Consider the following 17,816-nt stretch of genomic DNA (forward strand, 5'->3'; position numbering starts at 1 on the left):
CGGAAGATTAAAAAATTGGCATAAAAGTAAGGATGTTTTGAGGGCGGAAAGAAGCACTGACTTGCCTTCGGTTGTGGGAAAAACGGGGATTCTTCTTTTGAAATGATAATAGGTTCAATTTTCTGTTTGTTGAGCATGACGCATAAGTAGTGTGGATACCTCTCCATATTTATAAACCTGCCTATCATCATAATAGGCTATATGGACTCCAATAGGGTCAAGCAATGTCAATGGGTTTTTATTGGATCATCAACACATCTGTTATATTATCAACACTTGTGATAAGGCATATCGATTCTTTTTTACAAACGAAATATGATAAAGTAGAAGCGGATGAATTCAACATGTGAATAAGGAGGAATTTCGGTTGAAAGAGTTGCAAACCATTGATCAATTCCAAGAGGTCATTTCCGGGGAACAGCCGGTTATTGTCAAATTTTATACAACATGGTGTCCTGATTGTGTGCGCATGGATATGTTCATCGCTGATATTGTCAATGAATATTCACAATACGATTGGTTTCAAATCAATCGTGATCATGTGCCAGAGCTTGCTGAAAAATACCAGGTAATGGGCATTCCTAGCTTGCTTGTGTTTCAAAAAGGCGAAAAAACGGCTCATCTTCACAGCGCTAATGCTAAAACGCCTGAGGAAGTAAAAGAATTTTTACGATCCGTTTTCTCTAAATAAAGTGGAATAAGCCAGTGGAATTCATTCGTTTTCCCTCGCTCTTTCCGAGACCGCACGCATTATGCAACTACATCGCCAAAAAATAGCGTTTCAATCTACTTAAAAAGGGTGTCCCGAGGTTTTGCTAAATCGGGCACCCTTTTTACAAGATCCTAGTAGTCAATCTCTTCATACTCCTTTGGATGAGGCGTCACATGCTCGTCGTTGTATGTCCATTTAATGTCGATTTCTTCATCGGTCGTATAAGCGGGCTGTTCCGTCTCTTTTTTCTTTAACGATATTTTTATATCCTCATCTGTTGTTGTCACTTTTTTCTTCATTCAGGCCACTCCCTTTTAATTTTTTAATAACGGCTCTACTTTTGCCAACAGATTACGAATTTTTTCCGCATTTTTCTGATACATCGCCTTCGCTTCCTCTGCTTTTGTCTCTAAAGCAAAGATCTCAAAATCTGCCTCGACCTTTTTCAGAGCCGCCAGTAGCAGTTGCTTTTCTGACGCTTCCGGTATTTGAATTTTATCATCATATAAATCGACGGTTAGCTGGCCGTATGAATCCACTTGGGCAATAAAAACATTTTCCAACGTTACCCCTTGCTTCTCTAACTCCATTTGGAGCCATCTGCGATTTAATCCGGCAGTTGAGAGCGGTTCGTCTAGAATTTTTCCATCCATAATCACCGTCTGCGGCTCTTTTTCGTTTGGAGCATTTGGAAAGACATCGCCAACCGCTAGAGGCTGTTTTTCCCTTTTCAATAAAACGTTTAAATCTCCATTCGGTTCTAATACGGCAAATTCGACGTCCGCCAAGCGAAATACGTCTTTTTTTCGCAGCTGCTCCATCAATTCATCAATCGTGTATTTTTCCTTTTTCAAGTTATCTTCTAATACTTTTCCGTTTTTAATGAAAACCGTTGAATTCCCTTCGACAAAATCGCGGAATTTTTTATTTTTCAATGAAATATACGAGACGGCAACAGGAACTAAAGACCATATTAAAATGCTGGGGATTCCTTCCCTTAGATTAATACTGAGGTCGACCGACATAGCTGCCGCAATATCGCCGACCGTAATCCCGACAATATATTCAAAAAAAGACAGCTTCGATAATTGTTTTTTTCCTAACATTCTTGTAATGATAAACAATCCGATCAAAATGGAAGCGGATCGTATCGATGCTTCTAACCATATTGGCATTGATCATGCTCCTTACTTTCCATGATATTGTGGTTCTTCTCGCTCTAATTGGCTAATGCGCTGCTTTAAATCAGCAATGATTTCCTCTGTTTTCATCATCGCCTCATGAAATGTTCGCTGCGCCTGTTCATCCCTTGAAGAAAGAGCGAATTGCTGAAAAGAAGCGCGAATACTTTTTAGGCTGGCCAAGCTTTGCTTAACTTGTGAAGCAACAGTCATAGCTTTCCTCCTTATCCTTTTGGGCGAAACAATAACGCACCAATAAATCCAAAGACGATCGCGGCTGAAATTCCTGCGCTTGTGACCTCAAACATGCCCGTTAATACACCAATAATGCCGTGCTGTTCCCCTTCTTGAAGCGCTCCATGAACGAGAGCATTCCCAAAGCTTGTAATCGGAATGGTGGCGCCAGCTCCGGCAAAATCAATTAATGGCTCATATAAGCCAAAGCCATCCAAAACCGCACCAGCGACTACAAGAATGCTTAATGTATGAGCTGGGGTCAGCTTAAACACATCCATCATAATTTGACCAATCACACAAATGATCCCACCAACAACAAACGCCCAAAAAAACATTCCCATCATTCTTCATCCCCTCCATATTCAATCGCGACTGCATGCGCGATACATGGAATCGTTTCACCTTGCTGAAACGATAACGGCGATAATAAGGCTCCTGTTGCTACGACGAGGATTCTTTTCAATTCTCCTCGCTTCATGCGATTGAGCAAATGTCCATATACAACAGCTGCCGAGCACCCCGCACCGCTCGCTCCCGATAATACGGGCTGACCTTCACGATAAATCAGCAAGCCGCAATCTTGGTATTTTTCTTCATCAAGATTCAATCCATGCTCCCGCAATAAATCGAGCGACACTTGCCGTCCAATTTTTCCTAAGTCTCCAGTTACAATTAAGTCGTAATCCGAGCTGTCCATTTGCATATCGCGCAGATGCGCTTCAATCGTATCAACGGCAGCGGGCGCCATCGCTCCTCCCATGTTAAACGGATCCGTTAATCCCATATCCACCACGCGGCCCATTGTCGCAGCAACGATACGGGGTCCTGCTCCGCTGCTGCTGATTAGCGCTGCCCCGGCCCCTGTTACCGTCCATTGAGCCGTCGGCGGTTTTTGTCCGCCGTATTCAGTAGGGTAGCGAAATTGCTTTTCTACTGCTGTATTATGGCTTGACGCGCCCGTTAAAACATATTGCGCTCCGCCATGATTCACAATAAAGGCTCCAAGCGCAAGCCCTTCCATTGAAGTAGAACAGGCTCCAAACACGCCAATATAAGGGGCGCCGATTGTTTTGGCCGCAAAGTTGGACGGTGTCATTTGGTTAATGAGATCACCGGCAATGATAAATTGTATATGTTCTTTTGTAATGTTGCCTTTTTCCATAGCTTTAAAAAAGGCTTCTTCCAGCAGCACTTTATGAGCCTTCTCGTATGATTCTTCCCCGAGCCAAAGGTCTTCATGCAGCAAATCAAAATCATCGGCAATGCGTCCGTTTGCTTCAAATGGCCCTCCGACTGCCGCTGCGGCAACAATGGCAGGCTTGTTCTCAAATATCCAGGTGCGATGTCCTTTCATCATCCGAGCCCACCCCATTTCACGGCAATCGTTTTAATTAAGGCAATGACAAAAGCAGCAAAGGTGCCAAATAAAATGACAGAACCCGCCAGCTTAAACATGTTGGAGCCGACTCCTAAAACAAATCCTTCTGTCCGATGTTCAATCGCTGCGGAAATGACGGCATTTCCAAATCCCGTTACCGGTACGGCTGTTCCAGCTCCAGCAAATTGAGCGATTCGGTCATAAATACCAAATCCAGTTAAAATCATCGACAAAAAAACCATCGTTGCCACGGTCGGATTGCCGGCTGTTTGTTCAGTAAAATCAAAAAAATACATATAAAAATAAGAAACGGCCTGGCCGATTACACAAATCAACCCGCCTACGAAAAAAGCGCGAATACAATTTTTCAACACTGGACGCTTCGTTTCCCGTTCTTTTGCAAATGCTTGATAATCCTGCTGTACCGCCGTTAAATTTTTCCGTTTCTCATCTGCCATCTCGTTCACCCCTTTGGATTATGCGGTCTCTTCGCTCAGTTTCTTCAGTTTTTCGATTTCTTCATTCAGCTTGCGTTCTCCCATTCGCGTTTTTTGCAGCTGCTTTTTCAGCTCGTTCGTCTTCCAAAACAGCTTTAAATCGCTGGAGATTACGACTTGATGCTGTGGAAATCGTTCTTTCAGCTGCTTCTGCACCTCTTTTTCGATTTGTTTTTTATGAAAACGCTCCATGTGTTTGACTTGATAAGCAAGGAACAGTTTATTTTTCGTATTGACGGCCACTGCATCGCGAATCGCTTGTTTTTGCTTGATATCGTTCACCGCTTGTTGAGCGGCAGACTGGTCCATCGTTGCCGAATGCGCTGTTCCATCCGTATTTAATCGAATCATATTTTTTCCTTGGAGCGATTGGTCCTTCACTTCTGGCTCTCTTGCGCAACCAACGATAAAGAGGCTACAAACCAGTAATAATGTCACCTTTTTCATCATTCTTCATCAACCCATTCATCTATGTATTTCGTTTGAAAAAAGGTTGGTGCTTAACCAACCTTTTAATCCTTGCAGGCGTGCTAACCTTTGTTGCGGAAACAAAAAACGCCTGCCACAGCTTTATTGATTATATTGCGGCTCTTCTTTTTGGATCTCTTGAACACGGGCGTTCACTAAATCAACAATGGCTTGCGTTTGTTGAGCTGCTTGCTGATAAAGCTGTTTTGCCGCTTTATTCTCGGTTTGAAGTGCAAATGTTTCGAAGCTTGCTTGAGCTGATTTTAATCCGGCAAGCGTTTGCTTTACTTGAGATGCTACTGTCACGTGCACAACCTCCTAAAAATTTTGATTACACTGTTAGAATGGGTTTTTGTAACAAAAATATAACTTCCATTTTTTTCTGAAATAAAAAACTGCCTCTTTACTATAGAGGCAGAATGTTGTTCATTCTTTTTTATCGGTTTTGTCCAAATAACCACGCCCAATTGACGGATTATTGATGATTCCGGCTACAACCAAAATTCCTAGCAACGTTTCATACAGCTGTTCGTATTTTCCTAAATCAAGATCCACTCCGAATGTTTGCAACGCCAGTAAAATAAACGAGCCAAGCGCTACCCAAAGCCCATAGTTTTTAAATCGTTCCATTTTCTCCTCAGCTCCATTTTCACTTATTCAATTAAAACCATGAAAAAGGTCTTCTGTTTTCGTCGCCATCATTCTCTTCTGAATGATGGTCTTTATGCGTTTCCTCCGCTTCCATCTCGCCACTCTCTAAATGGCGCGGCGGCGAGAACCACGGATCGTGGATGCGGCCCTTTGGAGAAATAATGACATCATCAGCGTGGATAATTAATTTATCAACGTGGATGACACGAGGCTTTTTATTTTCGGACATCTTCGCTTCCTCCCTTGTAATTTAAGCTTTTTGCATTGTTAGACTATGCAACTGTCACGCTTATGGTATAGGCGTTTTTCATAAAAAAGGATGATCTTTCCGATAATCCTTGCAGCTTCGTTCATTTTTTTCTAATCGTCTTTCCACATCCGCATCCACCAGATTTTTTTCCTTTAGATGATGAGTGGATCGAATAGGATTTCGACCCATTGATAACAATCGGCTTTTTCCCTTTCATCGCTCTATGACCTCCAAGTGTTGGGTTGTTACTATTCTATGAAGGCAGCAGAGCGTTGGTACCAGGCAAACTTTATTTTTCTTCCGTTCCTTCACTAAAGGAAAAAGGAGCTGAAGATGGAGGAGAATCATTTTTTTCCTTTCTTTTGATAATCGCATTTTGTTGTCGCAGCGTGTGGAAAAACCAATTCTCTCCTTCCTCTGTTGGAAAATGGATTTTGGATTGTGCTAAACGCCGTTCCAGCTCTTCTTTTTCTTGCTTAAGTTTCGTTAACTCTTCGTACCGTTTTTCACTTTGCCAAGCAAGCTCTTTTAAAATGATATTTTCAGCCACCACTTCTTCTATTTGCTTTGTTAACTCTCTTACTTTAGCTTCTGCCCTTTCCAGTTCCTCTGTGAGTCGTTTATTTTCCAGCTTGAGCGCGTTAGAATCGTTTCGCTGCGCTTCATATTGCGCCAGTTTGGACTGCAAATCCGCCATTTTTTGCTTCAATACCATAACATCCTCTTGTGGTTTTGAGTTCACCGCTATTCTCCTCCTTAAAAAATCATGTGATTCTAATACATACAAATTCAACCCGTTTTCCTTTTAGACCAAAAAAATGAAATTTCCGCTTTTATCACGGCACATTTACCCAGCTTTTTCATAGTATACAGTAGTCGTAACCTCCGCTACGATTTATTTCATTCATTACAGCGGAGAAAACTTTAAATAGGAGGAAAGAGTTATGAGTCACTCTCATCATAAAGAAAAAGTATGTATTAAAACTCGCAAAGTGTATGACTGGGTTACTCGCCAGGTCGATGTACCGCTAAGAAGCTTTAACGATGATGAATTAGAAGCCGTCTTTCCAGAAGATCGCTGCCCGCGACATCATAAAAACATTTGTGATTTCTTGGCTTCCAATGATTTGAACGCTCAAGATTTCATGATCCGCTGCTTCTTATCCGACGAGGATGGAAACCGAATCGATCCTGTAGTGGATAACGATGCGCTTATCTGCCAAGAAATCATCCAATCCAATGGCCGGCAGCCTGTCAATGTTACTCTGCCATCTGGGGATCAAGTCACATTGCAAAAAGTGAAAGTGCTTGTGAAAGGGCACGTTGTTGTACAAATTTTAAATGCGAACGGACATATTGTCGGCGAATCAGCCCCTATTCCGTTTGCTACTGCCCAAACCTTTATTTTATGCGCTCCTGAAGGAACATCGCTTGACTGCCATATTTCCTTCTTCGAATGCGATGCCAGCTTGATCTGCACAAACAACTTTTCACAATTAGATGTTTCCATCACATTGTGCTTAGAAGTGCAAATTGAAGCGGATGTGAAAATTGAGGTAGAAGGTCGTTTTTGCAGACCACGTGAAGAAATTTTGGAAGCAACACTTTGCCCTACTGATAACTTCCCGCCTCAATGTCCTGAAGTATTCCCAAGTCATTAAATCTCTTTGCGAGTTAGGCTGTTGCTCCATACAACAGCCTTTTTTATTTGCAGATTCACAGCAGGAAAAACAGGGAGAATGTTTGGATCCACGATCATATAAGGTGAAGCTTCCCCTTTTGATTTTTATAAGACTTTAAGTAAGCCAGCCTTGGAAACATCCTTGTGGCATTCTATTACAACTTATACAGTCGTATTCATTTTCTTTTTTCATATATATATATCAAGAGTACAAATGAATCCATTATGACGGATTCGAAATGCCTGTCGAACCAAGGACTCGTTTGACGTATTCAGCCTGTTAAGGAGGGTGGAGATCATGGGACAAAACCCCCCGAACCACCAAATTCAATTGCAGCAAAAAATTATCCATTACCGTTCAGAAATTGCTAAATATGAAACTCAGTTAAAAGCGCTCGAAACAGAGCTGCAAAAAGAAAAACTCCGCAATGAATATTTGCTCGACAAGCTTCATTTGACTGAAACGACGCATATTGAGCCTTACGAAAAAAAGATCGCTCAGCTCGAACAGCAAATGTTATCGTACGAGGTAGCCCTTGAAGAGGCTGAACGGCAAATTCAGCATCTAAAGCAATTGAAGTATACCGAACATGAAGAAAAAACGGTTCCTGCGGTGACGAAAGCCCAAGCCTTTTTTGCCTACTCGCTCCTTCTTCCTGAAACAAGCGAAGAAGAAATCATTGTCATTGGCGATTTTGTTATTCAAAATATTGGAAATGAACCACTAAGTAATTTGATTGTTTGCATCCGCTCTTCCCCAAAAAGAGCAGGTGAACTTAGCGGTAAAATCGCAACGAAGCCTCTTCCGGCTGACTCTCATGCTTCTGACGCAGCGAATGAAACCATGTTGGAATGGACATTTGCCTACGAGGATTGGAAAGAGAAAATCAAAGAGGGAGAATACTGGCTGAAGCCGACCCATATGAAAAAGCTGATGCCAAATGAAGAACTGCGCTTTTCCCACTTCGAAATGAGAATTAACCAAATAGAAGATATCCGCTCCGTTGTCGTAAACGGCTTCGTTTACTGCAATGAAATACCGCGCGGGCTGGCGTCATTAAATCATATTATTATTAACCTATGATCCCCTCTGTTTTCCATCAACAGAGGGGCTTTTTATTTAAGTTCTCTTTTCATCTCGAATATCAGAGCAAGCCGCATTAGGCGTTGGTCTAAACCGTTTTTCCCTTTCAGTCATATAATGTCACTAGCTATTTTTACTATCGTCCACAAGGGAGTGACAGAGCATGTATCGGGTATTCATTCATCCGCAGCTATTAAAGAAAAAAACAAAGAAAAGCCACGCAGTCTCACCAGTCGCCAATGAAGCAAAGCAGCAATTAGTCGGCTTGCCGCCAGGAACAGAGCTTAACGTTCATACTGCCGGCCAAACCTATTATAACGCCCTCTTCCAGTCATTTAACGAACAGACGGAAGAAGTTTCCTTATTAATCGATCCATTTTATAAGGACGGCGGCCAGATTATATGTGTTAAAAGCAGCGACATCCTTTCTCTTGATTTTCCTGTTTCGGAAAATAAGAGTCATTTCGCGGACAAAGAAGACGAATAATTGTATGCAGCCAGGTGGTAAACCTGGTTTTTTATTTGCTGTTATAATGGCAATTTTTCTTATAAAATAGGCTTTTGCCATATTTCCGATAAAGAATGTCCTCACATACACTATCACAAATAGTGCTCATCCTGCCCATTCGCACTTGAATCCGTGATTTTCTAATTCAATCATCACCCGTCACAACCAGCTTACGCTTTCATTGGCACATATTCACTCAGCAAAAGCAAGGCCTCGTCATCAAGGAAACGCTCAAGCACAAGCGATGACGGTTTTATATATGCTTGATCAAACGTTATTAAAAAACGGCCTCATACTAACGCAAAGATACAGCAACTATCGAAAAAGAAAGTGATTGATGTTTTTGACCATCAGCAATAAGAATACAATTCGCCTCCATCACATACGTGCATGACGAAATAACAAGTCGATGACTTGCCCTCATCCCACTAACCAAACATCAATTTCTCGATTGTGGCTCCAAACAGATTCATTTGTTAAAAAAAGGGGTGTTTCTAATGAATGTATGCATTGTCGGAACTGGATACGTCGGATTAACAACAGCGGCGGTTTTAGCTGAACTCGGCCACCAAGTATACTGTGTCGATCAAAACCATGACAAAATCGAGCAGCTAAACCGCGGATATATTCCGATTTATGAACCCAATCTAAAAGAAATAATAGAGAAAAATCGCGACCGTCTCACTTTTACAAACGGCCTTGATCTAGGCATCAAACACGCTTCTATAGTTATCATTTGTGTCGGTACTCCTTCTTTAACAGACGGACGGACGGACTTAACCTACATCCAATCAGCCATTGACCATTTAGCGCTCCATATCGACTCCTATAAAACGATTATTATTAAAAGCACGGTGCCTCCTGGAACAACCGAACAGCTCTATATCCAATTATTAGAGAAAGGAGTGCCGAACCATTTATTTTCTATTGTTGCAAATCCTGAATTTTTAAGGGAAGGCTCAGCCATCTTCGATATGCTGCACGCGGACAAAATTGTCATTGGACTCCGTCCGGATGACCAGCGATCGCTCCCGATTATGAAAAGCTTATATGCCGGGATCTCTTGTCCATATGTGATTACAAGCCTCACAGGGGCAGAAATGATTAAATACGCTTCTAATGCCTTTTTGGCGACAAAAATTTCTTTCATAAATGAAATGGCACGCATCTGTGACGCCGTCGGCGCGAATATACACGATGTCGCCAAAGGCATTGGATATGATCCGCGGATTGGCCCCCATTTTTTGCAAGCAGGACTTGGGTACGGCGGATCATGTTTTCCGAAAGATGTAAAATCACTCGAGCAAGTTGCTCATTCCCAAAAGATTACCCCTCATCTTTTACAAGCGGTTCAGCTAATTAATGATTCTCAAGTGGATCTTTACATTCAAAAGCTGCAACAAGCAGTCAACCATTTATCTGATCAAACCATTGCGGTTCTAGGAATCGCTTTTAAGCCCAATACCGACGATACTCGCCACTCTCCTGCAGAACACCTTATTCGAAAGCTTAGCGAAGCCGGCTGCATCGTCCGTGCCTATGATCCGAAAGCGAAGCTAGATAGCAGCCATCAGCCAAACGTAACGCAAACCGATACCCTCCAAGAAGCAGTTGAAGGCGCAGATATCTTAATCATCGCCACTGATTGGCAAGAGTTTCGGCAATTAAATTGGCGAGAAATAAAAGCGCGAATGAACGGCCCCATTGTGCTTGACGCAAGAAATTGCCTCAGACGTCAAGACATTGAACAATGGGGACTACAATATATAGGAGTTGGTTGTGGATGAAAATCGTGGTCACGGGAGCGGCAGGCTTTATCGGCTCTCATTTATGCGAAAAATTATTAGAAGACGAGCAAAACATTGTCATAGGCATTGATGGCTTTATCGGCCCTACTCCCATCCATCTAAAATCCTTTAACATGGACTCGCTTTGTTCGCATCCAAGGTTTACGATGCTTGCCCAAGACCTTTTCATGATTGATTTAGAGGCTCTCTTAAAAGATGTAGACATCATTTATCATTTAGCAGGGATGCCAGGTGTTCGCACAAGCTGGGGAAAGGAGTTTGAAGCATACATTCTTCATAATATTTCTTCGACTCAACGGCTGCTGGAAGCATGTAAAAATTCGCCTATCAAGCAATTTATTTATGCTTCCACCTCCTCGGTATATGGAGAAAAAACCGGAAAGCTCTCAGAAACAGCAGAGACGGCCCCTCTTTCTCCCTATGGTATTACAAAATTAACAGGAGAGCATTTATGTCGCGTATATCACACCTCATTCGGAATTCCGACCGTTGTTTTACGCTACTTTACTGTTTATGGTCCAAGGCAGCGTCCTGATATGTCATTTCATCGCTTTATTAAACAATTGTTAACGAAGCAACCGATCACGATTTTCGGCGATGGAATGCAATCGCGTGATTTTACTTACATTTCTGATTGTATAGCAGGAACCATTTCAGTCTTGGGCAAACGCCATATCATTGGCAAAACATTTAATATCGGGGGAAAAGAAAAAGCATCCATTAATGAAGTCATTGATTTGCTTGAAGAATTGACAGGAATAAAGGCCGACAGACATTACTTCCCTTCAGCGCTTGGCGAACCCAAACATACTTGGGCCGATCTTTCAATGGCAGAACAAGATTTGCATTATTCCCCAAAAATAACGCTAAAAGAAGGATTAAGACGTGAAATCGAGTATATTCGTTCCATCTATCAGGTGGACCTGCCATGAATATCGCTTACATTTGTACAGAAAAGCTGCCTTCCCCTGCCATAAAAGGGGGAGCGATTCAGCTTATGATCGACGGAATCGCTCCGTTTATATCACAAACAAACAAGCTTACGATTTTTTCCATTACCGATCCGCTTTTACCTGTAAGAGAATGTAGAAATGGAATCGAGTATATTCGTTTTCCAAAAGAAACATATGAGCATGATGTGGCCGCCGAACTAGCGAAACATTCATTTGATGTGATTCATGTATTTAATCGTCCAGCCCATATAGCCAAATATAAAGAAGCCGCCAAACAAAGCTCATTTGTTCTCAGCCTTCATAACGATATGTTTTCTCCACTCAAACTATGTAAAGAAAAAGCGGAGCAAGCTTTGCAGAGCAGCACACTCATTACCGCAGTTAGCGAATATATCAAACAAACGGTGATTAGGAGATATCATGTCCCGGAGCAAAAAATTCGTGTTGCTTATTCAGGGGTCGATTTAGAAAAATATGTCCCTATCTGGACAGAGGAAGGCGAGCGCATTCGCCGCCAGCTTCGCCAAACATTCGGCATTGATGATCAAAAGGTAATCGTGTTCATCGGAAGGTTAAGCAAAACAAAAGGGCCGCACTTGCTTATTCAATGTATGCCTGATCTCCTTTTGCGTCATCCGGATGCACGATTGGTCATTGTCGGCGGAAAATGGTTTAGCGAAAACACTTGGGATGATTACGTAAGCATGCTTCATCGCTTATCTGCTCCGCTTAAAAACCATATTATATTTACAAACTATATTCCCTCTGAGCAAATTCCTCGCATGTTTTTAATCGGTGATGTATTTGTTTGCAGCTCACAATGGCATGAACCGCTTGCGCGTGTCCATTATGAAGCAATGGCAGCAGGAATCCCGATTATTACCACCAATCGCGGCGGAAATCCGGAAATTATCCGTCATCTGGAAAACGGATTTGTCATCAATCATTATCACGACGCCACTGCTTTTTCAAAAGCGATTGATTATATGTTCACTCATCCGGAAAAAGCACAAGAAATGGCGCGCATCGGCAGGGAGGAGGTGGAAAGACAGTTTCAATTTCGGCATGTCGCCCAGCGCTTTGCGGCGATATATGAAGAAGCGTTTACAAACCATTGCCTTCATTAGCGAATGCTTCTCTTTTAATAATCCATCAAAAAGCCACCCGCCTCTTAACAGAGTGTAAATAGGAAAGATTCGTCTTGCCTCATGAAATCATCAAGAAAGGATGCCCCTCATCGGAGCATCCTTTCTCTTTTCATTTGCCAATGATAAAAGCGCGAAACGGTTTGTCATTGCTTCCTTTCCCTTTCCTGCGAGGAAATACAGGAAGCTCATAAGAAGAGGACGATAACACTAAAGATTTGTGATTCGCAGCAGCCGGCGAATTAGGTTGTTTTTCTTCAAGCGTTTTCTTCCTTTTCGGTTCGCTTGCACTTACATGCTCACCAGTTGAGTTTTGTTCTTGCTTTGCTGGACGGTCCGCTTGTAACGTTCCTTTCCGCTTTCTTCCCTTTTCTTTCCTTTTGTTCTTCTGTTCAGTTTTGCTTTCCTCTTGATTTAAGTCTGCTTCCTCCAGTTCAACCGCTGTATGTTGTTGCAGCGGCTCAACTGCATATTCTTGGTGCGTTTGTTCGTGCTCTGCTTGCTGCGCATGGGTCCAAACATCAAGCAACTCAGAAGCCACCCGATTCCATTCATAGCGAGAAACCGCTAATTCTCTTCCTTTTTCCCCCATTTTCTTCATAAGCGATCGATCTGATATAATTTGCGCAATTTGAGCAACAAACTCGTTCGGATCTTCCGGATTTTCTACAACAAGACCGTTTTCTCTTGGCACGATCACTTCGGAATTGCCTCCTCGAGCAGTCGTTACAATTGGAAGGCCAGCAGCCATCGCTTCATAATGCACTCGAGCCAAGGGCTCCTGCCATTGGGATGTACAAACAAAGAGATCAGCAGCCGCAAACCAATTTTGAATTTCATCTGGAGCAACAAAGCCGGTTGTGACAACGGGCACTGGAAGTCTTTTTGCCAATGCGCGTACATAAGCAATATAATCATTTACATCATTTTGGCTAAACCATCTGCTTCCAATGATCACTAAGGCAAGATCTTTAAATTTTTTTGCTAGCTCTGGAAGCGCCCTCACTAATTGATCGACCCCTTTATTGCGAGAGAGTCTTCCGGCAAATAAAATCACCGTTTTATTTTCCAAGCCGTTAGCTCGGCGGATTTCCTGGCGTATTTTCTGCATTTTCGGATGGTGGCCTGGTAAAAACCGATTCGTATCCACCCCGGAATAAATTGTGCGCACCTTGGCAGCCGCTTGTGGGTAAAGGTCGCTAATTACATTTCCAACATAATCGCTGACCGTAACAATATTGGATACTTCTTGTATAACGTTCTCTGCTTCTTGAGGATCCATTTTTTCAGGATGAAACATATCGTTATGCATGCTTAGTGTAATTTTCGCTAACGGAGCTGCCTGCCTGACAGGAAGGACAAGACGCGGGCGGTTAAAAATATGGATCAGATCAAATGGATGTGCTTCAATGTAGCGAACAACACTTTCCCGATAAATCTCAAACACTTTTCCCGGAACTCGCACATAATGAATGCCGTCCAGCGTTTCTTCATCTGGCAGAGATGGATCGCTCACGCCTAATACCGTAATATCATGCTCTTTTTTTAAAAACGGAAGAATTCCCTCAATATAAGTTTGGATCGCTCCGCCTAATACTGGGGGAACAGGAAGTTTTTCCGTGCAAATCATTAAAACTTTCATTCGTATCCCCCTTTTTCCCAATCATGTTGAATCTCTTCTAAAACAGGCCATTTCGATTGATCCGTATCAACAATCGTTTGGATCAGCTGGGTCGTTTCTTCGTTTAGAAATAGTTCCGGCTCATATACAACTTCTTTTATATTTTTATAAAATTCATTCGGCATGGACAAATCAATCATTAAAATTTCATATAGCTCAGCCGAGATTGGATTTGCTTCATGGTATGATCGGATCATTTCCCTCACCCATTGCGCATCCCAGCGATATAAGTCAGCCATTGTGCCGCTAATCAGCTTTCTTAAATCACGAATTGGGAGATCAAAAGCAACACCGTCCAAGTCAATAATCCACATTCCTTCGGCTCCCATTTGACCATTGGACCAGCCATAGTCCTGATGGACAAGCCCCCAATACTCGTTTCCCTTCGCCGCCAGCTCAAAATAATGAGATTGATTTAGTCTGTCAAATCCTCTTTTTGCCTGCTCTTTAAACTCGTCGACAGTATTTAATAAATGCGGACTCGCCGGCATCTCTTGATAAGCCGTAGCAATGGTCCGAAACCATTCCATTTTTTCAATCATTTTTTTATAGCTTTTCGGCCACTTATGCAGTCTGGAAGCGACTTCTGCCTGCTGTGGCGGAACGTAGCCTTTGCTTAAGTGATGAAACTCGCCAAGAGCGTAGCATAGCTGCTTTGCTCCTTCTAAATCTTTAGAAACGGGCGCCAGTGGTTCAATCCACTCAGCCACAAACCATAACTTTCCCCCCGCTTCCACATAATTTTGTCCATCCTTTGTCTGGATAATGGCTGGCACCCTTGCTTTCTTCACATTCACTAAATACTCTTGGGCGCCTAAACTAAACAAGCTTCTAGTCGGTCGGCGATGCAATAACTTTAGACTTTTGGGGCCTGATTTTGTCTCTAGCTTCCAAATAGCTCCCCCTTTATCCGGCTTTGTCGTCACAACCTGACGGCTCTGTACAGACAAATCGTAGCTTTGCAGCACCTCTTGCGCTATTTGCTCGATATAATCAGGTACATAAAATTCATGATCTAGTTCACTGACCACCCACGGCCCGATTCCACTCTTCTCCACACGATCCCTCCTCTTGCCATATAAAGCGATTCACATCATTAACTGAATGAAGACAGCCTTTATAAACGATTCTCCTGCATTTGTTGCAAAAGTGTCTCCATTCTTTGAATAAAAACCCAGCGTTCCATGGAACATGCTCATGCACTAGATAGAAGCCTCCTCTTTTCATATGGAGCATATGCTGTTGTCCAACGGCCGAATGTCCAAGACCCCTTGCTTTCAGACTGATATTTCGCTAAACCGTTCGTTGTCCGGTTCGTAGTTACCGATTTTTGTGCTGAAGAAGAGTCTATGACCGTCAAGACCATCCGGCTGCTTTTTTCTCGAACCTGTTCGCTTGACCTTCAAAATGGCAGTTATTATAGAAACCCGTATAATGGATGACGCTCTCTCTTTTCCTTTTTGTCTTCATGTCCTAAACTCCTATTCTCGATCTTTTCACTTTATTGAGCCAACGAATGAGAGAGGCCACTCAGAAACAGAGGATCACCTCTTTTGACAGCGATGAGGCATCCGCCTGAAACCTACTATAAGGTATGCCGCCTTAGGAATAAGGTATAGACAAATATAACAAAGGGAAACATTTTTTCCTCTGAGCAGCCGTTACCGCTCTCCCTTTAACAAAAGAACGCAAGCTCTTCTTTATAAAAAATGCCCCTATCAACCGTTAAGCTGACAGAGGCGATTTCTTCGCAATTTTCATCTTATGCATCTTTGCTAAACCCGATTAAGGTTACAGAATCAATTTGGTTAAATGGAATAGTAAATTTGTTTCCTCGGTCCGTTTGAAATTTCACATGACCGTTTCGATACTCCAAAATAAAGCCTTTATATTCCCCTTTTCTCGTAACAAGGTGGCATTTGATCCGTGACATTTGGTTAGGTAGCTTCACAAGAAATTGAATTTGCTCTTCCAATGTCATTTCTTGAAATTGCTTCTGTTTTCCTTGTTTCTCCGCATCCTCCCCCCATTCTGCTATTCCTGTCTGCTGAGATGATCGAGGCTTTTTGGCTTGAAAGGACTGCTGCATATATGAAACCTTTGGTTCTAAATTTGGTTGGACAATATAGAGAAGCGGCTCGTTCGGAACGCTTTGTTTCATCGGCTTTCCCCCTTTATTCAAAATGTTCTACAACATAATGTATGCTTTCTCTAGGCAAAAGTACACTCGCAAACAAGAAATGCCCGAGCGTGACAAAGCAGATTTCATAAAATAAAAAATGACCAAACTGCTTGTTTGGTTCTATCGCTGCCATTTGTGATGTGAATATTGGAGTTTGAACCTTTTCCGCGGTTGGGTGGACGAACGACACCGCTTCCCAGAATGTCATGGAGATCTTCTGTCGTCCATTGCTTTCCTTGTTACGTTTATCAAAAAAAGAAGCAGCCCGCGGATATCACCCACAGACTGCTTTGGATTTCCTATGCGATTGCCTTCTTGCAGCATCCATCGTTTCGATTGCAGATGGACTTTCTCATATACCCCATCTTTCGTCGTTTTTTCATCAATTTATAAGCTTGTTGCTATGGGGCTATGGATCCATAATTATAAGAGGACAGGACGCCGAACAACCAGCCGCTTTCAGGTAAACGAATTTGTCTGGAAGCGGTATTGTTCGACCGCCCGACCGTTGAAATCCCCACTCAGGAACAAAGAGTGGAGGCATCCGTATCTATATATGCCGCTCCATCCCGTTTTTTTGAAAAAGCCATGATATTAACGGGCCAAAATATGATAGCCGGAATCGACATGAATGCATTCGCCGGTAACACCGCGAGACAAATCGCTGAACAAAAACAGCGCCGCATCTCCTACTTCCTCTTGTGTTGTTGTCCGGCGAAGCGGGGCTTTCTCTTCGATTTCTTTTAAAATAGAGTTGAAATCGCTGACCCCTTTTGCTGATAATGTGCGAATCGGCCCAGCAGAGATCGCGTTGACACGAATGCCGTATTGACCTAAATCGTTCGCTAAATATTTGACACTCGCATCTAATGAAGCTTTGGCAACACCCATGATATTATAGTTTTGTACAACGCGCTCGCCGCCAAGATACGTCAACGTAACAATGCTTCCGCCTTCAGTCATAAGCGCTTTTGCTTCTCTTGCGACAGCCGTTAATGAATAAGCGCTAATATTATGCGCTAACAAAAATCCTTCACGGCTTACATTCATGTATTCGCCGCTTAAATCTTCTTTGTTGGCAAATGCAATGCAATGCGCTACTCCGTGGATGACACCCACTTTTTCTTTGATGTCTGCAAAGCATTTGACAATGTCCTCATCATTTGTCACATCGCAAGGAAGCAACAAAGCGGTCTCATCTTCAAGCGTTTCAACTAATTTGCGCACTTCCGCCTCAAAACGCTCTCCCGCATAGGTAAAAATCAGCCGGGCGCCTGCTGCGTGAAGCGAACGGGCAATTCCCCACGCAATGCTTCGTTTATTCGCCACTCCCATCACGACATATGTGCGACCTTTTAATGATAACGTCATTCGCCATCCTCCTAATGATCATAGCTTTT

The 17,816-nt window shown here is 42.6% G+C and carries 22 protein-coding genes; 7 read left to right on the forward strand and 15 right to left on the reverse strand.

Features of this window, described 5'->3' with window-relative positions:
* The first annotated feature begins 346 nt into the window (after positions 1–346).
* Positions 347–691: a thioredoxin family protein gene (locus GGQ95_RS08430; protein ID WP_304440073.1), complete on the forward strand. Its 345-nt coding sequence runs from the start codon at positions 347–349 to the stop codon at positions 689–691.
* Between the two features lie 152 nt (positions 692–843).
* On the opposite strand, the gene GGQ95_RS08435 is transcribed toward GGQ95_RS08430, so the two are convergent.
* The 11 genes from GGQ95_RS08435 to GGQ95_RS08485 all read right to left on the reverse strand — a co-directional run bounded on the left by GGQ95_RS08435 (position 844) and on the right by GGQ95_RS08485 (position 6,116).
* Complete coding sequence (locus GGQ95_RS08435; protein WP_172798647.1) at positions 844–1,011, reverse strand: hypothetical protein; 168 nt, start codon at positions 1,009–1,011, stop codon at positions 844–846.
* A gap of 15 nt (positions 1,012–1,026) precedes the next feature.
* Entirely contained in the window at positions 1,027–1,887 is an 861-nt protein-coding gene (locus GGQ95_RS08440) for a DUF421 domain-containing protein (RefSeq protein WP_066148340.1), read from the reverse strand.
* Between the two features lie 12 nt (positions 1,888–1,899).
* On the reverse strand, positions 1,900–2,106 hold the full coding sequence (locus GGQ95_RS08445) for a DUF1657 domain-containing protein (RefSeq protein WP_044744176.1): 207 nt from the start codon (positions 2,104–2,106) through the stop codon (positions 1,900–1,902).
* Positions 2,107–2,117: 11 nt separating this feature from the next.
* Positions 2,118–2,474, reverse strand: a complete 357-nt coding sequence (gene spoVAE / locus GGQ95_RS08450; protein WP_044744175.1) for a stage V sporulation protein AE — start codon at positions 2,472–2,474, stop codon at positions 2,118–2,120.
* Positions 2,471–3,487, reverse strand: coding sequence for a stage V sporulation protein AD (gene spoVAD / locus GGQ95_RS08455; RefSeq protein WP_066148338.1), 1,017 nt, complete (start codon positions 3,485–3,487; stop codon positions 2,471–2,473). The genes spoVAE and spoVAD overlap by 4 nt, the downstream gene beginning before the upstream one ends.
* On the reverse strand, positions 3,484–3,966 hold the full coding sequence (gene spoVAC, locus GGQ95_RS08460) for a stage V sporulation protein AC (RefSeq protein ID WP_066148336.1): 483 nt from the start codon (positions 3,964–3,966) through the stop codon (positions 3,484–3,486). The genes spoVAD and spoVAC overlap by 4 nt, the downstream gene beginning before the upstream one ends.
* Positions 3,967–3,984: 18 nt before the next feature.
* Positions 3,985–4,455: a YhcN/YlaJ family sporulation lipoprotein gene (locus GGQ95_RS08465; RefSeq protein ID WP_183186604.1), complete on the reverse strand. Its 471-nt coding sequence runs from the start codon at positions 4,453–4,455 to the stop codon at positions 3,985–3,987.
* 120 nt (positions 4,456–4,575) lie between these two features.
* Positions 4,576–4,779, reverse strand: a complete 204-nt coding sequence (locus GGQ95_RS08470) for a DUF1657 domain-containing protein (RefSeq protein ID WP_044744172.1) — start codon at positions 4,777–4,779, stop codon at positions 4,576–4,578.
* A gap of 120 nt (positions 4,780–4,899) precedes the next feature.
* Positions 4,900–5,103: a phage holin family protein gene (locus GGQ95_RS08475; protein WP_044744171.1), complete on the reverse strand. Its 204-nt coding sequence runs from the start codon at positions 5,101–5,103 to the stop codon at positions 4,900–4,902.
* Positions 5,104–5,134: 31 nt separating this feature from the next.
* Positions 5,135–5,353 (reverse strand): hypothetical protein, encoded by a 219-nt coding sequence (locus GGQ95_RS08480; protein ID WP_183186605.1) that lies wholly within the window; start codon positions 5,351–5,353, stop codon positions 5,135–5,137.
* Positions 5,354–5,663: 310 nt separating this feature from the next.
* The gene (locus GGQ95_RS08485) at positions 5,664–6,116 is read right to left on the reverse strand and encodes a GAS domain-containing protein (RefSeq protein WP_066148332.1); all 453 of its coding nucleotides are present in this window, start codon (positions 6,114–6,116) and stop codon (positions 5,664–5,666) included.
* Positions 6,117–6,318: 202 nt separating this feature from the next.
* Between GGQ95_RS08485 and GGQ95_RS08490 the strand changes: the two genes are divergently transcribed.
* The 6 genes from GGQ95_RS08490 (at position 6,319) to GGQ95_RS08515 (ending at position 12,535) form a co-directional block, all read left to right on the forward strand.
* Complete coding sequence (locus GGQ95_RS08490; RefSeq protein WP_044744169.1) at positions 6,319–7,035, forward strand: BMQ_0737 family morphogenetic spore coat protein; 717 nt, start codon at positions 6,319–6,321, stop codon at positions 7,033–7,035.
* A gap of 318 nt (positions 7,036–7,353) precedes the next feature.
* Positions 7,354–8,139, forward strand: coding sequence for an intermediate filament family protein (locus tag GGQ95_RS08495; RefSeq protein WP_066148330.1), 786 nt, complete (start codon positions 7,354–7,356; stop codon positions 8,137–8,139).
* Positions 8,140–8,302: 163 nt separating this feature from the next.
* Positions 8,303–8,626, forward strand: coding sequence for a hypothetical protein (locus GGQ95_RS08500; RefSeq protein ID WP_052660982.1), 324 nt, complete (start codon positions 8,303–8,305; stop codon positions 8,624–8,626).
* A gap of 518 nt (positions 8,627–9,144) precedes the next feature.
* Complete coding sequence (locus GGQ95_RS08505; RefSeq protein WP_159719442.1) at positions 9,145–10,434, forward strand: UDP-glucose dehydrogenase family protein; 1,290 nt, start codon at positions 9,145–9,147, stop codon at positions 10,432–10,434.
* Positions 10,431–11,387 (forward strand): NAD-dependent epimerase/dehydratase family protein, encoded by a 957-nt coding sequence (locus tag GGQ95_RS08510; RefSeq protein ID WP_044744166.1) that lies wholly within the window; start codon positions 10,431–10,433, stop codon positions 11,385–11,387. Before GGQ95_RS08505 ends, GGQ95_RS08510 begins: the two co-directional genes overlap by 4 nt.
* Positions 11,384–12,535, forward strand: a complete 1,152-nt coding sequence (locus GGQ95_RS08515; protein ID WP_066148327.1) for a glycosyltransferase family 4 protein — start codon at positions 11,384–11,386, stop codon at positions 12,533–12,535. The genes GGQ95_RS08510 and GGQ95_RS08515 overlap by 4 nt, the downstream gene beginning before the upstream one ends.
* Positions 12,536–12,665: 130 nt before the next feature.
* On the opposite strand, the gene GGQ95_RS08520 is transcribed toward GGQ95_RS08515, so the two are convergent.
* The 4 genes from GGQ95_RS08520 to fabI form a co-directional block, all read right to left on the reverse strand.
* On the reverse strand, positions 12,666–14,195 hold the full coding sequence (locus GGQ95_RS08520; RefSeq protein WP_159719441.1) for a glycosyltransferase family 4 protein: 1,530 nt from the start codon (positions 14,193–14,195) through the stop codon (positions 12,666–12,668).
* Complete coding sequence (locus GGQ95_RS08525; protein WP_044745757.1) at positions 14,192–15,292, reverse strand: CotS family spore coat protein; 1,101 nt, start codon at positions 15,290–15,292, stop codon at positions 14,192–14,194. The genes GGQ95_RS08520 and GGQ95_RS08525 overlap by 4 nt, the downstream gene beginning before the upstream one ends.
* 704 nt (positions 15,293–15,996) lie before the next feature.
* Positions 15,997–16,395 (reverse strand): CotO family spore coat protein, encoded by a 399-nt coding sequence (locus tag GGQ95_RS08530; protein WP_183186606.1) that lies wholly within the window; start codon positions 16,393–16,395, stop codon positions 15,997–15,999.
* A gap of 615 nt (positions 16,396–17,010) precedes the next feature.
* Positions 17,011–17,787 carry an enoyl-ACP reductase FabI gene (gene fabI / locus GGQ95_RS08535; RefSeq protein WP_066148319.1) on the reverse strand — a complete coding sequence of 259 codons (777 nt, stop codon included), beginning with the start codon at positions 17,785–17,787 and terminating at the stop codon, positions 17,011–17,013.
* Positions 17,788–17,816: the final 29 nt, after the last annotated feature.

The organism is Anoxybacteroides rupiense (genome assembly GCF_014196195.1).
Classification (GTDB): Bacteria; Bacillota; Bacilli; order Bacillales; family Anoxybacillaceae; genus Anoxybacteroides; species Anoxybacteroides rupiense.